Here is a 22037-nt window from a genome sequence, read left to right as displayed (position 1 = left end):
CGATGCCTCGTTTCGCCCTGAAAATCGAATATGACGGCGGCCCCTTTGCCGGTTGGCAGGCGCAGGCCGGGCAGCCCTCGGTCCAGGCGACGGTCGAGGCGGCGTTGGCGCGGCTCGACCCCGGTTTCGCCGCGGGCGCGCGGATTGCTGCCGCCGGGCGCACCGATGCCGGCGTCCACGCGCTGGGGCAGGTTGCCCATGCCGATCTGGAACGCGACTGGGATCCGTTTCGGCTGGCCGGCGCGCTGAACTGGCACCTGAAGCCCGCGCCTGTGGCGGTGCTGGCGGTGGCGCGGGTGGATGAAAGCTTCCACGCCAGGTTTTCGGCTATTGGCAGGCGCTATCTGTTCCGGCTGCTGTCGCGCCGGGCGCCTGCGACCCATGACCGTGGCCGTGTCTGGCAGGTGGTTCATCCGCTGGATGTCGGGGCGATGCGCCAGGCGGCGGGGCTTTTGACGGGGCTGCATGATTTCACCACCTTTCGTTCGACCATGTGCCAGGCGGCAAGCCCGGTGAAGACGCTCGACCGCATCGACATCCAGGAAACCGTGCTGCCCCATGGCGCCGAATACCGCTTTCATCTGGCGGCGCGTTCGTTCCTGCATAATCAGGTCCGCTCGATCGTAGGCACGCTGGAACGGGTCGGCGCCGGGGCATGGAGGCCCGAACGGGTCGCGCAGGCGCTGGCGGCGCGCGATCGCGCGGCCTGCGGTCCGGTCAGCCCGCCGCACGGGCTGTATCTGGTGGGCGCGGATTACCCGCAAGACCCCTTCGCCGCCGGTGTTTCCACCCCGGCCGGATGACCGTCGCAACCGTATTGGCGATGATCCACAGATCCAGCCACAGCGTCCGCCGGCGCAGATAGACCATATCGAGCCGCAGCTTCATGGGCAGGCAGCGGCGGTAATAGGCGGATTCAGTGGCGGCTGGCGACAGGCAGCGCGCAAGAATGCGATCCTCATGCGCGTGGCAGATCAGTGTGGCGAGCCCGGTCACCCCGGGGCGCATCTGCATGACCTGCCCATAGCGCACCGGAAAACGCTCGACATATTCCCGCAGCGGCGGGCGGGGGCCGACAAAGCTCATGTCGCCGGCCAGGATATTGAAGATCTGCGGCAATTCGTCACACCGGCTGCGGCGCAAGATGCGGCCCAGCCGGCTGATCCGCCAGGATTTATGCCCCCCGGTGGCGCCGCTGTCGCTGTCCACGGGGATCATGGTGCGGAACTTGATCAGCCGGAACACCTGTCCCGGCGCCCGCATCCGTTCGGACAGATAAAATACCGGCCGTCCCTGCGCCAGCAGCAACACCCCGGCCACCCCCAGCATCACTGCCGATAACGGCAGCAGCAGCGCCAGCGCCAGCGCCACGTCAAACAGCCGCTTGCCCGTCGGCCCTTGCAGCCGCGCGGTCCGGATCGGCACTAGCCCTGCGTCCGCGTGCCAGTCATGATGGATCGTCATCCGCGCCACCGCCCCGTTTGTCCCGTCGAATCCACCTCGTCCTGTCCGGCGTAACGCAAAGTCCTCAAGGAATAGCTAACGCCCGAAACATTCCGGACTTGTGGCAGCGTTGCGGTTTTGCGAGTTTGCCGGACAGGCCGACCGCAGGGTCGCGCGCAGAAGGAGCAGACGATGCGCAAGTTTCTGGTGGTGCTGGATGACAGCAAGGAATGCCTGAACGCCATCCGTTTCGCCGCGCTGCGGGCGGCCGCGACCGGCGGCACGGTGCAGGTGCTCTCGGTCATTCCGGCCAATGAAATCCAGCACGGCATGGGGGTGGCCGAGGTGATGCGGGCCGAGGCCCGCGAACGGATCGAGGCCCAGTTCGAGGTATTTGCAAAATGGATGCGCGACCGCCCCGGGGTCGAACCCGAGCTGGTCCTGCGCGAGGGTGACCCGGGTGCCGAGCTGGTGGCCCAGATCTCTGCCGACCCCGATATCGCCGCGGTGGTGCTGGCGGCGGCGGTCGACAGCGGCGGCCCGGGGCCGCTGGTCACGCGGCTGACGCGAGAGCTGGGCTCGCTGCCTTGCCCGCTGACGATCGTGCCGGGCGATATCTCGCGCGAGCGGCTTGAACAGATCACCTGACCGCCGCGGACAGCGAAAACCGGCCCGACCTTGACTTGCACCCCACCGGGGAACCATATCTCTCGGGACCGAGGAGCATCCCATGTTCATTCAGACCGAGACGACCCCGAACCCCGCCACGCTGAAATTCCTGCCCGGAGAAACCGTGCTGGCCAGCGGGACAGCCGATTTCCCCGACGCCGAACAGGCCGCCGGCAGCCCGTTGGCACGGCGCATCTTTGCGGTGCCGGGGGTGACAGGCGTGTTTCTGGGGTCGGATTTCGTCACCGTCACCAAGACCGATGCGACGGCCTGGGACCAGATCAAGCCCTCGATTCTGGGCGCGATCATGGACCATTACCAGTCCGGCGATCAGGTGATGACCCAAGCGGCGGCGGCTGGTGGCGGCCATGCCGAACACGACGGGCCGGATGTCGAAATCGTCAACCAGATCAAAGAGCTGCTGGATACCCGCGTGCGCCCGGCCGTGGCACAGGACGGCGGCGATATCACCTTTCACGGCTTTGACCGCGGCGTGGTCTATCTGCATATGCAGGGGGCCTGCGCCGGCTGCCCCTCGTCCACGCTGACCCTGAAGATGGGGATCGAGAACCTGCTGCGCCATTATATCCCCGAGGTGGTCGAGGTTCGCCCCGTTGCCTGACCGGCGGCGGGTTCTGGGGTTCGACACGTCGGCCGCGCATTGCGCGGCCGCTGTCATTTGCGGCGACCGGGTATTGGCGCAGCGGATCGAACCGATGGCGCGCGGGCAGGCCGAGCGGCTGTTTCCCTTGCTGACCGAACTTCTGGCCGAGGCCGGGCTGGGCTGGTCCGATCTCGACGCCATCGGCGTGGGCGTGGGGCCGGGCAATTTCACCGGTGTGCGCATTTCCGTCGCGGCGGCGCGTGGGCTGGCGCTGTCGCTGGGTATTCCGGCGGTCGGAATCACGGTGACCGAGGCTTCGGCCTGCGACGCGCCCCGTCCCTGCCGAGCCGTCGTGACGCTGCGCGGGGATGAAATCGCCTGGCAGGATTTCCCGGCGTCCCCCCCCGACTCATCCCTCGGCTCTGCCACAGGAACCCCGGCGCCTGCCGCGCTGGGACGAAATGACACGATTCCGAACGGACCCGAGGCTTGCCGCTCGCCCCACCCCTTGCCGGTGGCGATCGCAATTCTGGCAGCAAGACTTGTGGCCGCATCAGCGGCGGAGCCTGTGGGCGCGCCGGCTGATCGGGCGGCCATCGCGCGCCCGGCGCCGCTGTATCTGCGCCCCGCCGATGCGGCCCCGCCGCGCGATCCACCGCCGCTGATCCTGCCGTGATCGCCGCGCGGCCGAATTCTGCCGCGGGATCTTTGCGCCCGCTTGACCCAATGCGCGGCAGATGGCGGTGGGTGTGCCGGGGGTGGGGCCGGTGAAACGCCGCGCGTATCGACCGCCGCGCCGTCGTGCGATCTGGTGAAAGGGCCGCATAACCATGACGCCGCAACAGCTTGCCGCGCTGCACGCCAGCTGCTTCACCCGGCCCCGACCGTGGAGCACGGGGGAATTTGCCGCGCTGCTTTCGGCGCCCGGCGTTGTGCTGCTTGTGCGTCCACAAGGTTTTCTGCTGGGCCGCATCGCAGCGGGCGAGGCCGAGCTGCTGACGCTGGCGGTCGCCCCGCCCGCCCGCAGGACCGGAGAGGCGCGCGCCTTGGTCCGGCGTTTCCTTGCCGATTGCACGGCCCAGGGGGCGGCGGCCGCATTCCTGGAGGTCGCGGCCGACAATGCGGCGGCGATCGGGCTTTATCGCGCGACTGGCTGGCAAGAGGCCGGGCAGCGGCGGAATTACTATGCGCCGGGGCTGGCTGCGCTGGTGATGCGGCATGATCTTGCGGATCAGGCACCGCATCAGCCCCCCCGCCGCTGACGGTCAAGCTGGATCTGCGCGCGGGTCAGCGCCTGCAATTGCGTCAGGGCCTCGGCCCGGCCAAAGGCCCGTATCGCTGCCTGACGTGCGGTTTCCAGACCGGGCCTGATGCGGGTCAGCGCCGCCTCGGCCTGCTGCAATTGCTCGGAGCGATAACCGACCAGCGCGGTCGTCCGCCGCCACTGCTCAAGCGCGTCCGAGCCGGGCGAGGCGATGGCCTGCCTCAGCTCGTCGCGAACTGCGTCAACCTGACGCTGCATCGCGTCGGCCTGCGCGCGCCGGGCCGAATAGGTCCGCAGCTCGCCATCCGCCTTGACCCGCGCAATCCGGGCAAGCTGGCCCAGCCGGTCCGTATTCCTACCCATGACCCGCCCCGTGTTCGCAGCATCTTTCAAGGCATCTTTCGCGCCGCCGTGACCGCAGGCGGCCGCCGGGCATCGCCCCGCGCTGCCGATCCGGGCCAGAGCGTCCTGGCGCCCGGACACGCAAAGCCGCCACGCCCCTGGCCGTCGCGGCCCTCGGGATTTCCAACGGCTTGCCCAGCGCTGGCGTCATCTGGCCGCCCCATCCAGTCCGCCCTCGTATCCACGGCGCATCTTGGCCCGCATGGCCTCGGCAAAGCGGATTGCGGCGGCGACGGGGCCGAACTGTTCCGGCGGGATTTCGTCGCCGATGCGGGTGGTTGCGTGCAGCGCCCGGGCGCAGGGCGGATCGGACCAGATCGGCACCCGGTGTTCGCGCGCCCGCTCGCGGATGCGGGCGGCGATTTCGTCGACGCCTTTGCCAAGACAGACCGGCGCCCGACCGCTGCCCCGTTTCCATTCCAGCGCGACGGCATAATGCGTCGGGTTGACGATCACCACATCCGCACGCTCGACATCGGCCAGCATCGAGCCAAGCGCCAGATCGACCGCCTTTTGCCGCCTTGCGGCCTTCATGTGGGGATCGCCTTCGGAATCCTTGTGCTCGTCCTCCAGTTCTTTGCGGGTCATCCGGTTGCGGCGGCGGAAATCATAGTGTTTCCAGAACAGATCGACGGCCGCAAAGACCACGGCGACGGCCAGCGCCAGCACCAGCACCTGACGGATCAGCTGCGGGATCGCGGTAATCCAGGCGGCGGCCCCCATGCTGGCCGATTGCACGATGGTCCGGCCGAGGTTGGTGAACAGGACCACCCCACCGGCGCCCACGCCCGCCAGCTTGGCCACCGAGATCGCAAAGGCCACCAGCCCCGACTTGCCGAATTTCTGCCCGAAATTCTTTACCGGATTGATCCGCTTGATGTCTGGCGCCAGTTTCGAGGGCGTAAAGACCAGCCCCCGTTGCGCAATCAGGCCCAGCATCACCACCAGCGCGACGGCCAGCGCCACCCCCACCACCGCGCCCGAGGATAACAGCCCCAGCGCGCGGACCAGCGGCGCGCCGCCTTGGGGCAGGTGTTCGCCCCCCATCAGCCGCTGCGCCATCCGCAGCCAGGCGGGAACGATCACGGCCGAGCCGACGGTAAAGGCCAGTAGAAAGCCCAGCCAGGACAGTGCGGCCGTCACCTCGGTCGAACGCGGAATATCGCCTTTTTCCCGGGCTTTGCGCAGTTTCTGCTCGGTCGGTTCGTGCTGGCGGTCGTCCTTGTCGGGGGAATCGCTCATCGCAGCACCGCCGGTTGCAGGGACAGCACGTCGCGGGCCCAGATGCTCAGCAGGCCCGGTGCCAGCAGCGTCAGCACCGTCAGCCCCAACAGGATGGCGGCGGGGGCGGCGACAAAGACGATGGGCATGGCCGGCATGACTCGCGCCACCACCCCCGCCAGCGTCTGAAAGAGCAGCCCCCCAAGGATAAAGGGCGACGCGATCAGCATTGCCAGCGTCAGGCTATGGATCACCAGCCGCCAGAACTCGGGCCAGATCGCGCCGATATCGGGCCACAGACCCGCGGGTTTTAGGGCGAAGCTGTCGGTCAGAACCTGACAGATGAACAGCGGCAACCCCAGCGCCATCAGCGCGGCCATTCCGGCCATATGCAGCAGATTTCCGATCGGATGCGGGGCCATTTCATCCGAAACTCCAAGCATTGCCGACAGCGAGGCGCTTTGCGCGATTGCGGTCGCACCGACGTCCAGCGCCATCGCGACGACCCGGACCATCAGTCCCAGAACAAGCCCCGAGGCGATCTCGACCCCCATCAGCGCCGCCAGCGGCAAAAGCCCCGGCGGCGGCATCGCGGGGGCGGCGCCTGCGTAAAGCGGCACCAGCGCCACCGCCGCAGCAACCCGGACACGGACCGGCAGCACCCGTTCGCCGATTGCGGGCATTGTCATCAGGCAGGCCTGAATACGCGCATAGATCAGCAGCAGCGGGGTCAGCCAGCCCGGCAGATCCAGCGGAAGTGCCGCGTGCAGCATCATGGCTCGACCGTTCCGACCAGCCGGACCCTGGCCTGAGGGTCGACCTCGTCGATCCCCAGCACGGGCCAGCCCAGACCTGCCCCCGCGACCACCGCCCGCACCAGACGCCGTCGATGATCGGGCACGACCAGCGCCGGCGACATCCCCGGAGAAAGGGCGCCGGCCGCAAGTCGCAGGCTTTCGGTCAGTTTCTGCATCAGCGGCGGGGTCAGCGCCCCTTGCGCCCGGCCGGGTTCGGATTCGGCGCGGTGGAATTCGGCCTCCCAGCCCGGGTGCAGCTGCATCACGTCCAGCCGGCCGTCGGGGTCGGACAGCTGCTCGGTGATCTGGCCGCGCAGGCGGCGGCGGACGAACTCGGCCACTGTCTCGGGGTCGGACGAGCGGCTTTCGTGGATTGCCTCGACGATCAGCGGCAGGTTGCGGATCGAGACCCGGTCCTCAAGCAGGATCCGCAGCACCGACAGCAGCTGCTCGGGCGCGACCTTGTCAGGGATCAGGCTGTCAAAGACGCGCTGATACGCTTGCGCGCGCGTCTCGTCGCTGAGCGAGCGCAGCTCTTGCATCAGCCGCTGCATCGAGCCCAGCGTCAGCAGTGCCGGCATCTGCGCCTTGACCGTTTCCATCAGATGGGTGGACAGCACCTCCATCGGGGTGACCACGCTGGCGCCGGCAATTGCCGCCTCGTCCTGGCGGGCAGGGTCGATCCAGCGGGCCGGGCTGTCGTAGACGGGTTCCCGCGTGCGGTCGCCGGGCACTGCATCCAGCGTCTCGTCATTGCCAAGCGCAAGGATCTGATGGGGCACCAGCAGTCCGCGCGCGCGGATCACGCCATGCACGCGGATGACATATTCGCCCCCCGTCAGGCCGGGGCCGTCGGTTATCCGCACCTCGGGCAGGATCACCCCGTAACTGCGGGCGATATGGATGCGCAGGTTGTTGATGCGGCTGCCAAGGCCCCTTGCCGGGTCCAGCGCCGATGCGATCAGATCGGCGCCGATCTCGACGCTGATTTCGTCGGTGTCGATGATGTCGCCGATGCGGGGGCGCGGCTCCTGGGCGGGTGTGGGCGGCAGAATTTCGCCGTCGGCCGCGGAACTGGCCATCCGCGTGGCGTTGCGCCAGGCAAACAGCCCTGCAACAGCGGCGATGACCAGAAACACCAGCGTCGGCATTCCGGGCACGAGGCTGAGCACCGCCATCGCCCCCGCAGCCAGCGCCGGGGCGTGCCAGCCCTGGGCCAATTGCCCCGACAGCATGTCGGCGGTCGATTCCGTCGCACCGCCGCGCGACAGCAGCAATGCGGCCGCCATCGAGGTGATCAGCGCCGGCACCTGCGTGACCAGCCCGTCGCCGATGGTCAGCTTGGAATAGGTGGCCAGCGCCTCGGCCATGGGCATTCCGTGCGACAGCAATCCGACGCCCAGCCCGACAAAGAAATTCACCGCGGTGATCAGCAGACCTGCAATTGCGTCGCCCTTGACGAATTTCGATGCCCCGTCCAGCGAGCCGAAAAAGCTGATCTCGCGCTGGTCCTGCGCGCGTCGCTGCTTGGCCTCGTCATGGGTGATCGCGCCCGAATTCAGGTCGCCGTCGATGGCCAGCTGCTTGCCGGGCAGCGAATCCAGCGCGAAGCGGGCCGAGACCTCGGCCATGCGCCCCGAGCCCTTGGTGATCACCATGAAATTCACGATCGAGATGACCGCAAAGACAGTGATCCCGACCATCAGCGAGCCGCCGGCGACAAAGCGCGAAAAGCCCAGGATGACCTCGCCCGCTGCATGAGGCCCGGTATGGCCCTCGGTCAGGATCAATCTTGTGGACGAGACGTTCAGCGACAGCCGGATCAGCAGGGAAATCAACAGCATCACTGGAAATGCCAGGAAATCTGTCGGCCGGCTCACCACGCTGGCCATGACCAGGATCAGGGTCGAGGTGGCAATCGAGAGGGCAAATCCGACATCCAGCAGCCCGGCCGGAATCGGGATCACCATGGATATCACGATCAGCACCAGCCCGCCGGTGATGGCCAGCGGCCTGGTCGAGGCGGGTATGCGGGACACGGGGGCGATCGCGCTCATTCATGCGCCTTTGCGTTGTCGGAGCCGAGGGCGGCGTCGGAGTCGGTGGCGGGGTCGGGACCGGCAGGCGACAGGATCCAGTCGAGCGGCATGACCACATCGGCGAGATAGCCCGCGCGGCGCAGATGCACGATCGCCAGCAGCCGCTGGTCCGGTGGCAGCGCTTGCAGCCGGACCGGAAAATCCGGGGACAGCTCTTCGCCGGCGATCAGCCGCGCTGTCGCATCCTCGACGAATGCGGTCGCCGCAGGGCTGAGCGCCTGTGCGACCGCAAGAACCAGCGCCTGAAGCATCATGCCGCCCTTTTCAGCTCGCGTAGCGCATCCTCGACCTCGAGAAAGCTGGGCCGCAGATGTTCGGGGGCGGCCTGCCGCCCGACCTCGACGCACAGCGTGGTGGCGTGCTGGTGAAGCCCGGCGATCAGCACCGACTTGATGACCTCGTAAAAGGCAAGATCCTGCTTCATCACTGCGGCCAGCCGCTGCGACAGCGGTGCGACCAGCCCGTAAGCCAGGAACACCCCCAGAAACGTGCCCACCAGCGCGCCGCCGATCATGCCGCCCAGGACTTCCGGCGGCTGGTCGATCGAGCCCATGGTCTTGATCACCCCCAGCACCGCCGCCACGATCCCCAGCGCCGGCAGTGCGTCCGCCATGTGCTGCAAGGCGTGGGGGACGTGCATGGCCTCTTCCCTCATCAGGTTCAGGCGGCGGCTGAGCATGTCCTCGACCTGATAAGGATCGTCATAGTTGAGGCTGGCAGAGCGCATCGTGTCCGTGATCAGCGTCACTGCGTTTTCATCGGCCAGTATCGTGGGATAGGCTTGGAAAATGGTCGAATCCGCGGGGGCTTCGATGTGTTCTTCAAGCTCGATGGGATTGGCCCGGGCGATCTTGAGCAGCTGGAACAGCAGACACAGCATCTGCGTGTTGTCCGATTCCGTCCATCGCGGTCCCTTGAAGGCCCGGACGATCCCCGGCAGCGTGTGTTTCAGCACGCCTCCGCTGTTCGACAGCAGATAAGAGCCGATCGCCGCGCCGCCGATGATCATCATCTCGAAGGGCAGCGCGTGGGTGATCACCGCCATCTTGCCCCCGGCAAGAATATAGCCGCCGAACACCATGGCAAAAGTCAGCGCGATTCCGACAATCCCTGCCATGGTTCAGTTCCCGCTCAGCCGGCGCGAACCCATATGGGCGGTCAGGACCGCAGCATGGGCCGGCTCGATTCGCGCGATGATCCGGGCACCGGCGTCGGGTTGGACCCGTGCGAGGATCTCGGCCGCGAAATCGGGGGGCAGGGCGGCCAGAATCATGGCGGCATCGGCGGGCTTCATCGCGTCATAGACGGCGATCAGGCGCTCGATCCCGGCGGCGGTTCCGCTGTCGCGGGCAGTCCGCGCATCCCCCACCGAAGCCTTGGCCTGTTTCAGCGCCGTGAGCCGCCGGATCAGCTGCTGCTCGGCAGCGGCCAGATCGTCCTTGCGGCGGTCGAGGTCGGCCAGCACCCGGTCCACCGCGATCCCGCGCAGCCGCAAAGTTTCGGCCAGAGCCACGGCCTCGGGGACGTCGGTGCAGCCGCCCAGCAAGGCCCCGGGGGCCGCCAGAGCCATCGGTGCGCGGGCAATCCAGCCCCCGGCCGCCGCGGTCATGCCCACGGCAAGAAAGGTAATGCAGGTCCAGAACAGCCGGTTACGCATCGGCGGCCTCCGTCGTGCGGCGGCGGCGCAGTCGGCGGGACTGGGCGGCCTGCGGCATGAATTGTTGTTGCAGCGCCCAATAGGCGCGTTCGGACTTGGCCTTCTCGATTTCGCGCGCAAGACCGTCCGACGCATGGGTGGCCCCTGCCTGCGCCACGGCCAGCGCGGTTTCCAGTCGGGAAATCTCGGCCGCCATGACGGCGATGGCACCGCCCAATCCGGTTTCCAGGTCATTGAGCTTGCGCAGCCTGCGCGCAAGCACGTTGCAAAAGCCGGCGACGGACAGTCCGGCGACCACCAGCGCGGCCTGAAGGAAAAGGGTCATCGTCATTGGATTCTGAACTCGGTGATCAACAGGTCGCGGACGGCGGTGTCGCCCAGAATAAAGCGGGTCCGCGTGGCAAGCTCTTCGCGGATGATTTCCAGAATGCCGCGACGACTGAACGCCGCCGCGTCGATCTGGGAAAGAAAACCGTTAAAACTGTCGGTAATTCGCGGCATCAGCAGATGCGCGGTGGCGGCTGCCGCCGGCTCGACGTCGATGACCACCGCCAGCGCCAGCGTCTGTGTCCGTTCGCCCGGAATGGTCAGGATGATTCGCGGCACATCCAGAAACACCACCTCTGGTGTCGTCTGCTGGGCCGGCGCGGATGGCGCAGTCAGCATGGACAGTGGCGACAGCAGGCCCGAATAGGTCGCGCCAAAGCCGACCCCCAGCGCAAGCACCGGCAGCATTATCGGCAAAAGCCTTTTCCCCAGCGATTTTCGCGGCACGTCTTCGATCGGTTCGCTGATATCGGTCATCTGATTCTCCGTCCTGTGAGGATCAGATAGCAGCTTCCCACTAACCGATTATTAATCGGCGCCGTGCAATCACCGTCCTGTCGAAGCGAGAAACGATTCGTAGGGGCGTCGGAATGCAGAAGCTGGCCGAATACTGGAATGAACGCAGCAGCAGCCAGAAGCAGCTGATCGTCGCGGCGTTCCTGACCACGTTCATGGTGGTGTCGGGCTTTGCCTGGCTGGCCAATCGAACGCCGATGGCGCTGCTTTATGGGGGACTTGATTCGGCCCGCGCCGGCGAGGTGATGGCCGAACTGGACCGCACCGGCGTGAAATCCGAAATCCGGGGTGATTCGATCTGGGTGGATTCGGCGCAGCGCGACCGGATGCGCATGACGCTGGCCGGCATGGGGCTGCCTGCGGCAGGTGGCGCGGGCTATGAAATACTGGACGGGATGTCCGGATTCGGCACAACCTCGCAGATGTTCGACGCCGCCTATTGGCGCGCCAAGGAAGGCGAGCTGGCCCGGACGATCCTGACGGTGCCGAACGTCAAGGCGGCGCGGGTCCATATCGCCCCTCCCGCCTCGCGCGGGTATCGCGCCGAAGCCGGCGGGGCGGCCTCGGTGACGGTCACCATGGGGGGTGGCACGCTGGACGCCCGGCAGGCGCGTTCGCTGCAATTCCTGGTGTCCTCGGGGGTGCCGGGGCTTGACCCCGACCGGGTCAAGGTCATCGACAGTGCCCGCGGCATCGTCTCGACGGGCGAAGAAACCGTCGCTGCCGACCGGGCCAGCGAAATGAAACGTAACGTCGAGCGGATTCTTGAACCCCACGTCGGGCCGGGCAATGCCATTGTCGAGCTGAACGTGGATCTGGTCACCGAAACCGAGCAGCTGTCCGAGCAGACCTTTGACCCCAACGGCCGCGCGCTTGTGTCGCAGGAAAGCGAAGAGACCAGCGACCAGGCCTCGAACGCGGATCAGGGGGCGGTCACGGCATCCTCGAACCTGCCCGAGGGGACGGGCAGCAGCGGCGAACAAAGCAGATCCAGCAGTTCGGAAACCCGGCAGCGCCAGAATTTCGAGGTCAGCCGCGTCACCCGCGAGGTATTGCGTCAGCCCGGCGCGACGCGGCGGCTGACCGTGGCGGTTCTGGTGAACGGCACCGAGCAGAAGGCCGCGGACGGCACCGCCAGCATCGTCCCGCGGGCCGAGGCCGAGCTTGAGGCGCTGCGCGAGCTCGTCGCCTCGGCCGTGGGCTTCGACGCGGCGCGGGGCGATGTGATCACGGTCAAGTCGCTGCCATTTTCGGCGATCGGCTATGACGGCACCATGGCGCAACAACGCGGTATTCTGGCCAGCCTCGCGCTGAATGATCTGGCCCGGCTGGCGCTGATCGGCCTGTTTGCGCTGGCGGTTGCGATGGTGGTGCTGCGGCCGGTGCTGCGCGCCCGCCCGCCGGCAATTGCATTGGATGATTCGGGGACGGCACCCCGCGCGGTGCTGGCGCCCGCGGCCTCCGCCGCGCATGTGGACGAGACCCAGGCCGCACTACCCGCCCCCAGCGTGGCGATCACCGCTGCGGACTTTGAGCTGCCGCCGCCTTCAGGGCAGGCGGATGCGGTGGCGCGGCTGCGCGAGCTGATGCGCGAACGGCAAGATGAAAGCGTCCGCATCCTATCGGGCTGGATCCGGCAAAAGGAAGAGGCGTGATGGGCGCGATCCTGCAACTTGAACGATTCGACCGCGGGGGCCGGTCGGCGTCCCCCATGTTCCGGCAGGCGCAACTGGATGCGGCGTTTGCCGATGGTGTGGCCGAGGGGTTGCGTCAGGCTGAGGCGATGCGATCGGACCAGCTTGGCGCCGTGCTGACCGAGCTTTCGGCAAATCTTGAAAGCGGCCGGGCGATGCACGCGCAATCGCAGGTCGCCCAGATGCTGGCCATGGCCCCGTTGCTGGATGCCATGCTCGAACAGCTGACCCCTGTGGTCGCGAGGGCGCGGCTGCGCGACGCCGTGCTGGCGCAGATGGCGGATATTGCCGGCGCGGTGTCGCCGCTGGGCGTGAAAATCCGCTGTGACGCCGGGACGGGCGAGTTTCTGTCGGCCCATCTGGCGCGGCTGGGGCTGTCTGCCGTGCAGATCGACGCCTCGGGCCCCGAAGGCATCGTCGAAGCCGAGATGACCGGTGGCGAAATCACCTGGGACGAAGCAGCCATTTCCACGCAGCTGCGCCGCCTGATCGAAGAAATGATGGAGACCGATTGACATGGACCTTGGCCAAACGCTTATCCCCACGCATCAGATTCAGGTCGAGATCGCGATCCGCATCGGCCGGACCCGGCTGTCGGTCGCCGACCTTGCCCGGTTGCAGGCCGACGATGTGCTTCCGCTGGATCAGGATGCGACGGACGGGGTCGAAATTTGTATCGGCGACCGGGTCGTCGCGCGTGGCGAGTTGATCGACCACGGCGGCGAAGGCCGGTTGGGGGTGCGGATTCTTGGCCCGGTCGAGCAATGAGCGCCCGCGCGGACCATGGGTTGCGCGCCATCGCCATGCTGCTGGTGATGTTGACGGCCGCGCCCGTGGCCGCGCAGGAGTTCTCGGATTTCGCAACCGGCGCGGTTAACGGAATCAGCCAGAATGCCGTGCTGCTGGTGGTCGGCCTGACGCTGCTGTCGCTGGCGCCGGCGTTGGCGATTATGGTGACCTGCTTTCCCTTTATCGTCACCGTCCTGTCGATTCTGCGCCAGTCGATCGGGCTTCAGCAATCCCCGCCCAACATGCTGATCGTCAGCCTTGCGATGTTTCTCAGCTGGTATGTCATGGACCCGGTGCTGCGTGACGCCTGGCAATCGGCCGGGGCACCGCTGCAACGCGGGGAAATCGCACTGGACATCGCGTTCGAGCGGGGGATCGAGCCTTTCCGGCGCTTCATGGCGGAACGCATCGACCCCGACACCATGCGCGCCCTGGCCGAGGTGGCGCCGCAGCCTGCCGCGGCTCAGCCTGCGGGGCTTGACCCTGAAACGGCGCCGCTGTCGCTGCTGGTGCCGTCCTTCATGTTAAGCGAGATCGAGCGCGCCTTTGCGATCGGCTTTCTGGTGTCGCTGCCGTTCCTGATCATCGACCTGGTAGTGTCGGCGATCCTGATGTCGATGGGGATGATGATGGTGCCGCCGGTGGTGGTGTCGCTGCCGTTCAAGCTGGCGTTCTTTGTGGCGGTGGATGGCTGGGGGCTGATCGCCGCGGCACTGGTCCGCGGCTATCAGGGGGGCGGGTGATGCCGGCGCCCGCCTCAGGCGGCCAGGCCGCGCGCGCCCATGTCCAGGTATTTTTGGCGCCGCTTGCGGATAAGATCGGCGCGGTTTGTTCCCTCAAGTTCGCCCAGCAGCCGCGCGATCTCGTCGCCGACCTGCCGGATCGCCTCATCCGGGTCGCGCTGGGCGCCGCCCGTCGGCTCTGGGATCACCGAATCGACCACGCCCAGCTTGCGCAGATCCTGCGCGGTCAGTTTCAGCGCCTCGGCCGCCTCGCGCATCTTCTCGGCGTCTTTCCACAGGATCGAGGCGCAGCCTTCGGGCGAAATCACCGAATAGATCGAGTGTTCAAGCATGGCGAGGCGGTCTGCCGTGGCAAAGGCGACCGCGCCGCCCGACCCGCCCTCGCCGATGATGATGCTGACCAGCGGCACCCCGATCTGAAGGCATTTTTCAGTCGAGCGGGCGATCGCCTCGGACTGCCCGCGCTCTTCGGCGCCTTTGCCGGGATAGGCGCCGGGCGTGTCGACCAGCGTGATCACGGGCAGGCCGAAGCGGTCGGCCATGTCCATCAGCCTGATCGCCTTGCGATACCCCTCGGGGCGCGACATCCCGAAATTGCGATGGATGCGCGAGCGGGTGTCGTTGCCCTTTTCATGCCCGATCACCACGACCGCCTGATCGCGGAACCGGCCCAGCCCGCCCATCACCGCATGGTCGTCGCCAAAGGCGCGGTCGCCGGCCAGCGGTGTCCATTCGGTGATCAACGCCTTGATATAGTCGATGCAATGCGGCCGGTCGGGGTGGCGCGCGACCAGGGTTTTGCGCCATGGGTCCAGATTGCGATACAGGCTGCGCAGCATGTCCCCGGCCTTGAGGTCGAGGGCCGCGGCCTCTTTTTCCAGGTCCACGCCCTCGCCCTTGCGGGCCAGCGCGCGCAGTTCTTCGGCCTTGCCTTCGAGATCGGCCAGCGGCCGTTCGAACTCCAGATAGGTCATCGTCGCGCCTCTCGGTGGTCGGCTGGTTTTATGATGGGCCTGCGCACGGATTGCAACGCAAGAGGATGGCATCGCGTGGCGCGCGGCAATCGGGTCACTGCGCCCGGCGGCGGGTCATTGCGGGTTTGTCCAGCGGTCCAGTGCGGCCTCGTCCGTATCCTTGGCAACGACCCAGCCGCGCGGGCCTTCGGCGCCGATTTCGCGTTTCCAGAAAGGTGCGCGGGATTTCAGCCAGTCCATCAGGAAATCCGCCGCGTCGAATGCCTCGCGCCGGTGGCGGGCGGCGGTGGCGACCATCATGATCGGCTCGCCCACCGCGATGCGGCCGTGGCGATGCGCGACCAGCACGTCGCTCAGGGCAAAGCGTTCGGCTGCGGCCTGCGCGTGACGGGTCAGCGATGCCTCGGTCATACCGGGGTAGTGTTCGATTTCCAGCGCCACCAGCCCGTCGTCGTCGCGCACCAGCCCGGTAAAGGTGACAACCGCCCCGGCGCCGGCGCCAAAGCCCTGCATCAGCGCGGTGGCGTCGAAGGGTTCGGTTTGCACAAGGATCCGCATCAGCCGCCCGTCATCGGCGGAAAGAATGCGACCTCGCGCGCGCCGCCCAGGGGCGCGTCGAGGTCGGACAGCACCTGGTCCACGGCGACCCGAACCGCGCCCAGATCGGACAGGGCGGCGGCATGGCGTTCGCCGCGGGCAACCAGTTCCGCCACCAGGTCGCGGACCGTTGCGGCCGAGGTCTCGATCTGCTCGCGTGGGGCGCCGATCCGTTCGCGCAGCCATGCGAAATAAAGGATATCCAGCGTCATTTCGCGTCCTTCAACCAGGGGAGGGCCTTGCGGAAGTAATCCCACCCGGTGATCGCGGTCAGGATCGCCGCGATCCACATCAGCAGCAGCCCCGCCTGCGTCGCCAGGTCGGACCAGTCGGTCGACCAGGGCAGGCTGCGCTCGCCAACCCGCGGCGGGTGCCCGGTTTCATAATAGTCCAGCCCGGTGCCCATGAACATCGTGGCGATGGCAATCATCTGGGCAGTGGTTTTCCATTTCGCAAGCGGGGTGACCGCAAGATGCCGGGAATCCGAGCCGAGGAACTCGCGCAGACCGGCGACGAAGACCTCGCGGAACAGGATGACGGTGGCCGGCAGGATCAGCCACGGGTTCATGCCGGAATAGCCTGTGATCACAACCAGCGCGATCACCACCATCGCCTTGTCCGCGATGGGATCCATGGCGGCGCCAAAGCGGCTTTCCTGCTGCCAGCTGCGCGCCAGATGCCCGTCGATCCAGTCGGTTATCGCGGCGACCACGAACAGCGCCAGTGCCGCGAAATCGGCAAATGGGCGGCTGAAATACAGGAACATCAGCGGGACGCCCGGGGCCGCAAGCAGCCTCAACAGGGTCAGGATATTGGGGACGGTCCATCTCATGGCGACAGGCTAGTGCCTTGGCGGCTGGGGCGAAAGTCCCTGCGTTCACTTCTTTGTCGGTGCATCGTCGTCCCCGAACAGCCCCTTGAGCCCGCGCGCGATCAGATTGCCGACCCGGGGGCGGGGCTGGCGGACAAAGGGCAGGGGGCGACAGACCTCCATCGCGGCGATGCCGACGCGGGCGGTCAAGGCGCCGTTGACCACGCCTTCGCCAAAGCGGCGGCTGACCTTGGCCAGGATGCCGCCGCCGGCGACAGTGTGGATCAGGTCGTCGCCTGCGGCCACCGCTCCGGTCGCGATCAGATGCGCGATGACCGTGCGGGCCAGCCGCCAGCCGCCCACCGCCCCGGCGCGGCCGCCATAGATTTCCGCCATCCGCCGGATCATCCGCAGATTGGCGGCCAGCGCGGCAAGGATGTCGACCAGTGCCAGCGGAATCAGCGCGGTGGCGGCGGCGACGGTGCGGGCGGCGGATTCGATCTCGCGCCGCGCCTGTTGATCGAGGGGGGCAAGCAGCGCGGCCTCGGCCTGAGCCAGCACCAGCTCGGCATCGACGGGTTCGGCGCGGTGGGCGGCAAGGGTTTCGCGGGCGCGGGAAAGTTCCGGGCGGCGGGCGTAGAGGGCGTCGAGCCGGTCCACCACTGCGTTCGCCCGCGCCAGATCGCCCGCGGCCAGCGCCGCGCCCGCGTCGCGGGCGATGGCGTCGATGCGGCCGAACCGCGCCCAGGCGGCGTATTCGCGCAGCGCCACCGCCAGCGTGGCCAAGGTAAAGGCCGCGAACAGCCCCACCCCGATCCAGCCAAGGATGGACGAGCGCGCCATCAGCCCGTCAAAGAACCGCAGCGCCGCCATCGACAGCATGAAGGTCAGCAGCGCGACGAGGCTGTTGAGGAAGAATCGCGTCACCCGCGAAGGGCGGGCGCCGGCGATTCGTATCATCGCCTGCATCGCGCGGGGGTCTGGCAGCGGCCCGTCCTCGATCAAGGGCGCGTCGGCGGGGGACGGGCCGGGCGGGGCGTCCTTGATGCGCGGCGCGCGGGCATCGCGGGCGCCTTGGGCGGTTGCGGTCGAATCTGCGCCGGGGGTTGGGGTGGCGGTGCCGGAGCCTCCGGCGGGGATATTTTCAGACAGAAGATGGCGCTGCGCAGGGGTTGCAGGCGCTGCGCTGGCCGGGGGTGCTGCGCGGTCATGCGGGCGCGGAGGCTGCGCCGCGGCCGGTGCGGAGGGGCTGGCGTCGGCGGCGTTTTGATGCGCGTCAGCCGGGGCGGCGCCGGGGCGGTATTCGACCAGCAGCGGGCCGCGGCGGGGGGCGGGGGGCTCAGCCATGGGGGCGGCGTCCTGTCGTGTCGGTGCCGGGTGCGGAAATCATTTCCATGCGAGGTATCCCCCTTTACAGCCGGTCGCCGAGCAGGAATTCGGCGGCGCGGTCCATGCGGATATGCGGCGGCCCCGCGCCCGGACGCAGCGTGTCGGGGGCGGGGGCAAAGGTCATCACATTGTAATCCGCGTCCAGCCAGTGGCTGGCCCCTTTGGCCGCCGGGTGCAGCAGCTCGGCGGGGTTGTCAGGCAGTTCGCCCGGGTAGAGCGCGGCCTGCCGCCCGTCCATCAGCGTGCCGCGGACCGCCGGGAAATCCTGGCCGTTCTGATGCAGGATTTCCTCGGTCGTGCTGCGCAGGGCGGCGATGGCCAGCGCCTCGGTCCGCGCGCCCTGGAAATCGGCGCGGTCGCGGGCCTCGCGCAGCATCGCGGTCAGGATCGCGGCCAGCCGCGGATGCTGGGTGTGGTGCAGGTGGTCGGCCTTGGTCGCGGCAAACAGGATGCGTTCCACCCGCCGCGTGCCCAGCAGCTGCGCCAGCCAGCCGGCGCGGCCGGGGCGAAAGGCCGACAGGATGTCGGCCATGGCGCGGCGCATGTCCTCGACCGCGCGGGGGCCGGCGTGGATCGCGCCCAACACATCGACCAGCACCACCTGCCGGTCGATGCGGGCGAAATGGTCGCGGAAAAACGGGCGCACGACGCGGGATTTATACGCCTCGAACCGGCGGCGGAATTCGCGCCACAGGGGCGAATCGGGCAGTTCGGGCAGGGGGGAAAAGGTCAGGGCGGGCGAGCCCTCCATCTCTCCGGGCAGCAGGAAGCGGCCAGGGGTGGTGTCGGAAAACCCGGCGTCGCGGGCGGCGGCAAGATGGGCGACATAGGCGCGGGTCAGCTGCTGCGCGGCGGGTTCGTCGAACCGCGCGCCGGGGTCGATGCGGGCGATTTCGGCAAGGAATACATCGGCGCCGGGCCGGCCCTGCATCCGTTCAAGCACCTCGGCCGACCATTGGGCGAAGCTGCGGTCCATCAGCCGCAGGTCCAGCAGCCATTCGCCGGGATAGTCCACGATATCCAGGTGCAGGTTGTGCGCCCCCTTCAGCCCCGACAGCATCCCGCGCGGTTGCAGCCGCAACGACAGCCGCAGCTCGCTGACGTGGCGGGTGCCCTCGGGCCAGTGCGGGTCGGGCCCGGTCAGCGCCGCCAGGTGGCGTTCATAGTCAAAGCGGGGCACGGTGTCGTCGGGCTGGGGTTGCAGCCACGCCGCCGCGATCGAGCCATCCACCGCCGCCCGCAGCCCAGGCATCCGGCCGCGGTCCAGCAGATTGGCGACCAGCGAGGTGATGAACACGGTCTTGCCCGCGCGCGACAGCCCAGTGACGCCCAGCCGGATCACCGGGTCGGACAGGCCGAGGCCGCGCATCAGGGTGCTGGCGGTGTCGGTCAGGGCCATGTGGTGCTCCGGTTCAGGTCAATGGGTTTCAGATAGGTGGTTGCGGGGGTAACGGCCAGATGGTGCGACGGGTTGCGGTGTTGCGACCGGGGCGCTGCCCCCGGGGGCTTTGCCCCTTCCTCGCTGGAAATGGTCCACCGGACCATTTCCCGGGCGCTCGGAAGCCCGGGATATTTCCTGACAGAAGATGCGTGCCGGTTTGCAGCCGCGCGCGATTTCGGCGACGAGAGGCGGATGGACGAGAGACTGCCCATTGACGAGGTGATCCCCCAGCTGCGCGCGGCGTTGTCCGCGCAGGGGCGGGCGGTGCTGGTGGCGCCGCCGGGGGCGGGCAAGACTACACGGGTGCCGCTGGCGCTGCTGGACATGATCCCCGGCCGCATCGTCATGCTTGAGCCGCGGCGGCTGGCAGCGCGGGCGGCGGCCGAGCGGATGGCCTCGACCCTGGGCGAGGCCGTGGGGCGGCGCGTCGGCTATCGCATCCGCGGCGAATCGGTGCCGGGCAGCCGTATCGAGGTGGTGACCGAGGGTATCCTGACCCGGATGATCCAGTCCGACCCGGAACTGTCCGGCATCGGCTGCGTGATCTTTGACGAGTTCCACGAACGCAGCCTGAACGCCGATCTGGGGCTGGCGCTGGTCTGGGAATCCCGCGCCGCGCTGCGCCCCGATCTGGCGCTGCTGGTGATGTCGGCGACGCTGGACGCCGCGCCGGTCGCCGCTTTGCTGGACGGGGCGCCGGTGGTGCGATCCGACGGGCGGGCGTTCCCGGTCGAAACCCGCTGGCTGCCTCGTCCGCTGCCTGCCGGCGCGCGGCTGGTGCCCGAGGCCGCGCGGCTGATCGCCCAGGCCGAGGCCGAGACCCGCGCGCTTGGCGGCAGCATCCTGGCGTTTCTGCCCGGCGAGGGCGAGATTCGCCGCGTCGCCGCCATGCTGGACGTGCCGGCCGAGGTGGTGCCGCTTTACGGCGCCATGGAGCTGTCGGCGCAGCGGGCGGCGCTGGCCCCTGCACCGGGGCGGCGGATCGTGCTGGCGACGGCGATTGCAGAGACCTCATTGACCATTCCGGGGGTGACGGTGGTGGTCGATGCCGGGCGGGCGCGGCGGGCGCGGTTCGATCCGGGGTCCGGCATGACCCGGCTGGTGACCGAACGGGTCAGCCGGGCCGAGGCCGAACAGCGCCGCGGCCGCGCCGGGCGGGTGGCGCCGGGCATCTGCTATCGCATGTGGGCGGCGGCCGAAGAGGGCGCCTTGCCCGCATTCGCCCCGCCCGAGATTGCCACCGCCGATCTGGCCGCGCTGGCGCTGGAGTTGGCGGCCTGGGGCTCGGACGCGGGGCTGGCGTTCCTGACCTCTCCGCCCGCTGCCGCGCTGGCCGAGGCCCGCGCGCTGCTGACGGGCCTGGGCGCGCTGCGGAACGGGCGGATCACCGACCACGGGCGGGCGCTGGTGGCGCTGCCGGTGCATCCGCGGCTGGGGCATATGCTGCTGCGCGCGGGCCGCCGCGCCGCCGATCTGGCCGCGCTGCTGGCCGAGCGTGATCCCCTGCGCGGCGCGCCCGCCGATCTGGCGCTGCGGCTGGCGGCCTTGCGCGACCCGCGCGCCTATACCGACCGCCACCCCTGGCCGCTGGATCGCGGCGTGCTGGAGCGCATCCGGGCCGAGGCTGCACGGCTGCGCCGGCTGGTCCCCGACCGCCCGCCGATGCCCGCGGGCGCCATGGCGGCGCTGGCCTATCCCGACCGCATCGGCCTGCGCCGTAAGGGCGATGCCCCGCGCTATGTGCTGTCGGGCGGCAAGGGCGCGGTGCTGGCCGAGGGCGATCCCTTGGGCTCCGAGCGGCTGATCGTCGCCACCGACCTTGACGGCGACCCGCGCGAATCGCGGGTGCGCGGCGGGGTGGCGCTGGCCGAATCCGACCTGCGCGCGCTTTACGGCGACCGGATCGAGACGGTCGAATCGGTCAGCTGGTCGCGGCGCGAGGGCCGCATCCTTGCCCGCCGGCAAGAGGTTTTCGGCGCGCTGGTGCTGTCGGATCGCGCGCTGGACGACCCTGACGCGCAGGCGGTGGCGCTGGCGGCGTGGCAGGGGCTGGCCGATCTGGGCCTGCCCTGGACCCGCGCCGCCGCGCGGCTGCGGGCGCGGATCGCCCTGGTCGAGGGGCTGGCGGATGTGTCCGACGCCGCGCTGCTGGCCGACCCCGGCTGGCTGCTGCCGTGGTTGGGGCGGATGCGCAGCGCTGCCGATCTGCGCGCTTTGGACCTGACCGAGGCTCTGAAGGCGCTGATCGGCTGGGACGGCCAGCGGCTGCTGGACCACGCCGCGCCCGCTGCCTTTACCACGCCGCTGGGCCGCCGCATCCCCATCGACTATGACGCCGAGACCCCGACCATCGAGGCGCGGCTGCAAGAGCTGTTCGGCGTCACCACCCACCCCATGGCCGGCAGCCGTCCGCTGCGCATCCAGCTGTTGTCGCCGGGGGGCAAGCCGGTGGCGGTGACCACCGACCTGCCGGGGTTCTGGCGCGGCGGCTACGGCGATGTGCGCAAGGACATGCGCGGCCGCTACCCGCGCCACCCCTGGCCCGAGGATCCGACTGTCGCCGACCCGACGCTGCGCGCCAAGCCGCGGGGGACGTAGGC

General features: G+C 68.6%; 26 protein-coding genes. 10 read left to right on the top strand and 16 right to left on the bottom strand.

Going from position 1 to position 22037, the window contains the following annotated elements; genetic code table 11:
• The first annotated feature begins 2 nt into the window (after positions 1–2).
• On the top strand, positions 3–803 hold the full coding sequence (gene truA, locus BLW83_RS09350; protein ID WP_090847948.1) for a tRNA pseudouridine(38-40) synthase TruA: 801 nt from the start codon (positions 3–5) through the stop codon (positions 801–803).
• Here truA and BLW83_RS09345 read toward each other — a convergent pair.
• Entirely contained in the window at positions 718–1464 is a 747-nt protein-coding gene (locus BLW83_RS09345; protein WP_090847947.1) for a sugar transferase, read from the bottom strand. The two genes, truA and BLW83_RS09345, sit on opposite strands and share 86 nt — an antisense overlap.
• Positions 1465–1635: 171 nt before the next feature.
• Between BLW83_RS09345 and BLW83_RS09340 the strand changes: the two genes are divergently transcribed.
• The 4 genes from BLW83_RS09340 to BLW83_RS09325 all read left to right on the top strand — a co-directional run bounded on the left by BLW83_RS09340 (position 1636) and on the right by BLW83_RS09325 (position 3978).
• Positions 1636–2091: a universal stress protein gene (locus BLW83_RS09340; protein WP_090847946.1), complete on the top strand. Its 456-nt coding sequence runs from the start codon at positions 1636–1638 to the stop codon at positions 2089–2091.
• Positions 2092–2173: 82 nt separating this feature from the next.
• A complete protein-coding gene (locus BLW83_RS09335) occupies positions 2174–2734 on the top strand; it encodes a NifU family protein (protein WP_090847945.1) in 561 nt (186 codons plus the stop codon).
• Positions 2727–3392, top strand: a complete 666-nt coding sequence (tsaB, locus tag BLW83_RS09330) for a tRNA (adenosine(37)-N6)-threonylcarbamoyltransferase complex dimerization subunit type 1 TsaB (protein WP_090847944.1) — start codon at positions 2727–2729, stop codon at positions 3390–3392. The genes BLW83_RS09335 and tsaB overlap by 8 nt, the downstream gene beginning before the upstream one ends.
• Before the next feature lie 154 nt (positions 3393–3546).
• Positions 3547–3978 carry a GNAT family N-acetyltransferase gene (locus BLW83_RS09325; RefSeq protein ID WP_090847943.1) on the top strand — a complete coding sequence of 144 codons (432 nt, stop codon included), beginning with the start codon at positions 3547–3549 and terminating at the stop codon, positions 3976–3978.
• Here BLW83_RS09325 and BLW83_RS09320 read toward each other — a convergent pair.
• The 9 genes from BLW83_RS09320 to BLW83_RS09280 all read right to left on the bottom strand — a co-directional run bounded on the left by BLW83_RS09320 (position 3960) and on the right by BLW83_RS09280 (position 10960).
• Positions 3960–4343, bottom strand: a complete 384-nt coding sequence (locus BLW83_RS09320) for a hypothetical protein (protein ID WP_090847942.1) — start codon at positions 4341–4343, stop codon at positions 3960–3962. The genes BLW83_RS09325 and BLW83_RS09320 overlap by 19 nt on opposite strands.
• A gap of 186 nt (positions 4344–4529) precedes the next feature.
• Positions 4530–5624 (bottom strand): flagellar type III secretion system protein FlhB, encoded by a 1095-nt coding sequence (flhB, locus tag BLW83_RS09315; protein ID WP_090847941.1) that lies wholly within the window; start codon positions 5622–5624, stop codon positions 4530–4532.
• Complete coding sequence (locus BLW83_RS09310) at positions 5621–6379, bottom strand: flagellar biosynthetic protein FliR (protein WP_090847940.1); 759 nt, start codon at positions 6377–6379, stop codon at positions 5621–5623. The genes flhB and BLW83_RS09310 overlap by 4 nt, the downstream gene beginning before the upstream one ends.
• Positions 6376–8457 carry a flagellar biosynthesis protein FlhA gene (locus tag BLW83_RS09305; RefSeq protein ID WP_090847939.1) on the bottom strand — a complete coding sequence of 694 codons (2082 nt, stop codon included), beginning with the start codon at positions 8455–8457 and terminating at the stop codon, positions 6376–6378. Before BLW83_RS09305 ends, BLW83_RS09310 begins: the two co-directional genes overlap by 4 nt.
• Positions 8454–8750 carry a hypothetical protein gene (locus tag BLW83_RS09300; protein WP_143042804.1) on the bottom strand — a complete coding sequence of 99 codons (297 nt, stop codon included), beginning with the start codon at positions 8748–8750 and terminating at the stop codon, positions 8454–8456. The genes BLW83_RS09305 and BLW83_RS09300 overlap by 4 nt, the downstream gene beginning before the upstream one ends.
• Positions 8750–9616, bottom strand: coding sequence for a flagellar motor stator protein MotA (gene motA / locus BLW83_RS09295; protein ID WP_090847937.1), 867 nt, complete (start codon positions 9614–9616; stop codon positions 8750–8752). The genes BLW83_RS09300 and motA overlap by 1 nt, the downstream gene beginning before the upstream one ends.
• Positions 9617–9619: 3 nt before the next feature.
• Positions 9620–10156: a MotE family protein gene (locus tag BLW83_RS09290; RefSeq protein ID WP_090847936.1), complete on the bottom strand. Its 537-nt coding sequence runs from the start codon at positions 10154–10156 to the stop codon at positions 9620–9622.
• A complete protein-coding gene (locus BLW83_RS09285; protein WP_090847935.1) occupies positions 10149–10487 on the bottom strand; it encodes a hypothetical protein in 339 nt (112 codons plus the stop codon). Before BLW83_RS09285 ends, BLW83_RS09290 begins: the two co-directional genes overlap by 8 nt.
• Positions 10484–10960 (bottom strand): flagellar basal body-associated FliL family protein, encoded by a 477-nt coding sequence (locus BLW83_RS09280; protein WP_090847934.1) that lies wholly within the window; start codon positions 10958–10960, stop codon positions 10484–10486. Before BLW83_RS09280 ends, BLW83_RS09285 begins: the two co-directional genes overlap by 4 nt.
• Before the next feature lie 113 nt (positions 10961–11073).
• Between BLW83_RS09280 and fliF the strand changes: the two genes are divergently transcribed.
• The 4 genes from fliF to fliP are packed head-to-tail and all read left to right on the top strand — an operon-like array spanning position 11074 to position 14225.
• Positions 11074–12654, top strand: coding sequence for a flagellar basal-body MS-ring/collar protein FliF (gene fliF / locus BLW83_RS09275; RefSeq protein WP_090847933.1), 1581 nt, complete (start codon positions 11074–11076; stop codon positions 12652–12654).
• Entirely contained in the window at positions 12651–13208 is a 558-nt protein-coding gene (locus BLW83_RS09270; protein ID WP_143042802.1) for a hypothetical protein, read from the top strand. The genes fliF and BLW83_RS09270 overlap by 4 nt, the downstream gene beginning before the upstream one ends.
• A 1-nt stretch (position 13209) precedes the next feature.
• Complete coding sequence (locus BLW83_RS09265; RefSeq protein ID WP_090847929.1) at positions 13210–13461, top strand: FliM/FliN family flagellar motor C-terminal domain-containing protein; 252 nt, start codon at positions 13210–13212, stop codon at positions 13459–13461.
• The gene (gene fliP, locus BLW83_RS09260) at positions 13458–14225 is read left to right on the top strand and encodes a flagellar type III secretion system pore protein FliP (RefSeq protein WP_245728750.1); all 768 of its coding nucleotides are present in this window, start codon (positions 13458–13460) and stop codon (positions 14223–14225) included. Before BLW83_RS09265 ends, fliP begins: the two co-directional genes overlap by 4 nt.
• Positions 14226–14239: 14 nt before the next feature.
• Here fliP and BLW83_RS09255 read toward each other — a convergent pair whose 3' ends face one another.
• The 6 genes from BLW83_RS09255 to BLW83_RS09230 form a co-directional block, all read right to left on the bottom strand.
• Positions 14240–15199: an acetyl-CoA carboxylase carboxyltransferase subunit alpha gene (locus BLW83_RS09255; RefSeq protein ID WP_090847928.1), complete on the bottom strand. Its 960-nt coding sequence runs from the start codon at positions 15197–15199 to the stop codon at positions 14240–14242.
• Positions 15200–15313: 114 nt separating this feature from the next.
• Entirely contained in the window at positions 15314–15757 is a 444-nt protein-coding gene (locus tag BLW83_RS09250) for a molybdenum cofactor biosynthesis protein MoaE (protein ID WP_090847927.1), read from the bottom strand.
• The gene (moaD, locus tag BLW83_RS09245) at positions 15757–16002 is read right to left on the bottom strand and encodes a molybdopterin converting factor subunit 1 (RefSeq protein WP_090848162.1); all 246 of its coding nucleotides are present in this window, start codon (positions 16000–16002) and stop codon (positions 15757–15759) included. Before moaD ends, BLW83_RS09250 begins: the two co-directional genes overlap by 1 nt.
• Before the next feature lie 2 nt (positions 16003–16004).
• Positions 16005–16628, bottom strand: a complete 624-nt coding sequence (gene pgsA / locus BLW83_RS09240) for a CDP-diacylglycerol--glycerol-3-phosphate 3-phosphatidyltransferase (protein ID WP_090847925.1) — start codon at positions 16626–16628, stop codon at positions 16005–16007.
• Positions 16629–16673: 45 nt separating this feature from the next.
• On the bottom strand, positions 16674–17954 hold the full coding sequence (locus BLW83_RS09235) for a YcjF family protein (protein ID WP_090847923.1): 1281 nt from the start codon (positions 17952–17954) through the stop codon (positions 16674–16676).
• A gap of 64 nt (positions 17955–18018) precedes the next feature.
• Positions 18019–19395 (bottom strand): YcjX family GTP-binding protein, encoded by a 1377-nt coding sequence (locus BLW83_RS09230; RefSeq protein ID WP_090847921.1) that lies wholly within the window; start codon positions 19393–19395, stop codon positions 18019–18021.
• A 234-nt stretch (positions 19396–19629) separates the two neighbouring features.
• Here BLW83_RS09230 and hrpB point away from each other — a divergent pair, with 234 nt between their 5' ends.
• Complete coding sequence (gene hrpB, locus BLW83_RS09225; RefSeq protein ID WP_090847919.1) at positions 19630–22035, top strand: ATP-dependent helicase HrpB; 2406 nt, start codon at positions 19630–19632, stop codon at positions 22033–22035.
• The last annotated feature ends 2 nt before the right edge of the window (positions 22036–22037 follow it).

The organism is Paracoccus alkenifer (assembly GCF_900108405.1).
GTDB lineage: Bacteria > Pseudomonadota > Alphaproteobacteria > Rhodobacterales > Rhodobacteraceae > Paracoccus > Paracoccus alkenifer.
The sequence above is the reverse complement of the archived record's forward strand: the minus strand, read 5'-3'. Positions and strand labels throughout refer to the sequence as shown.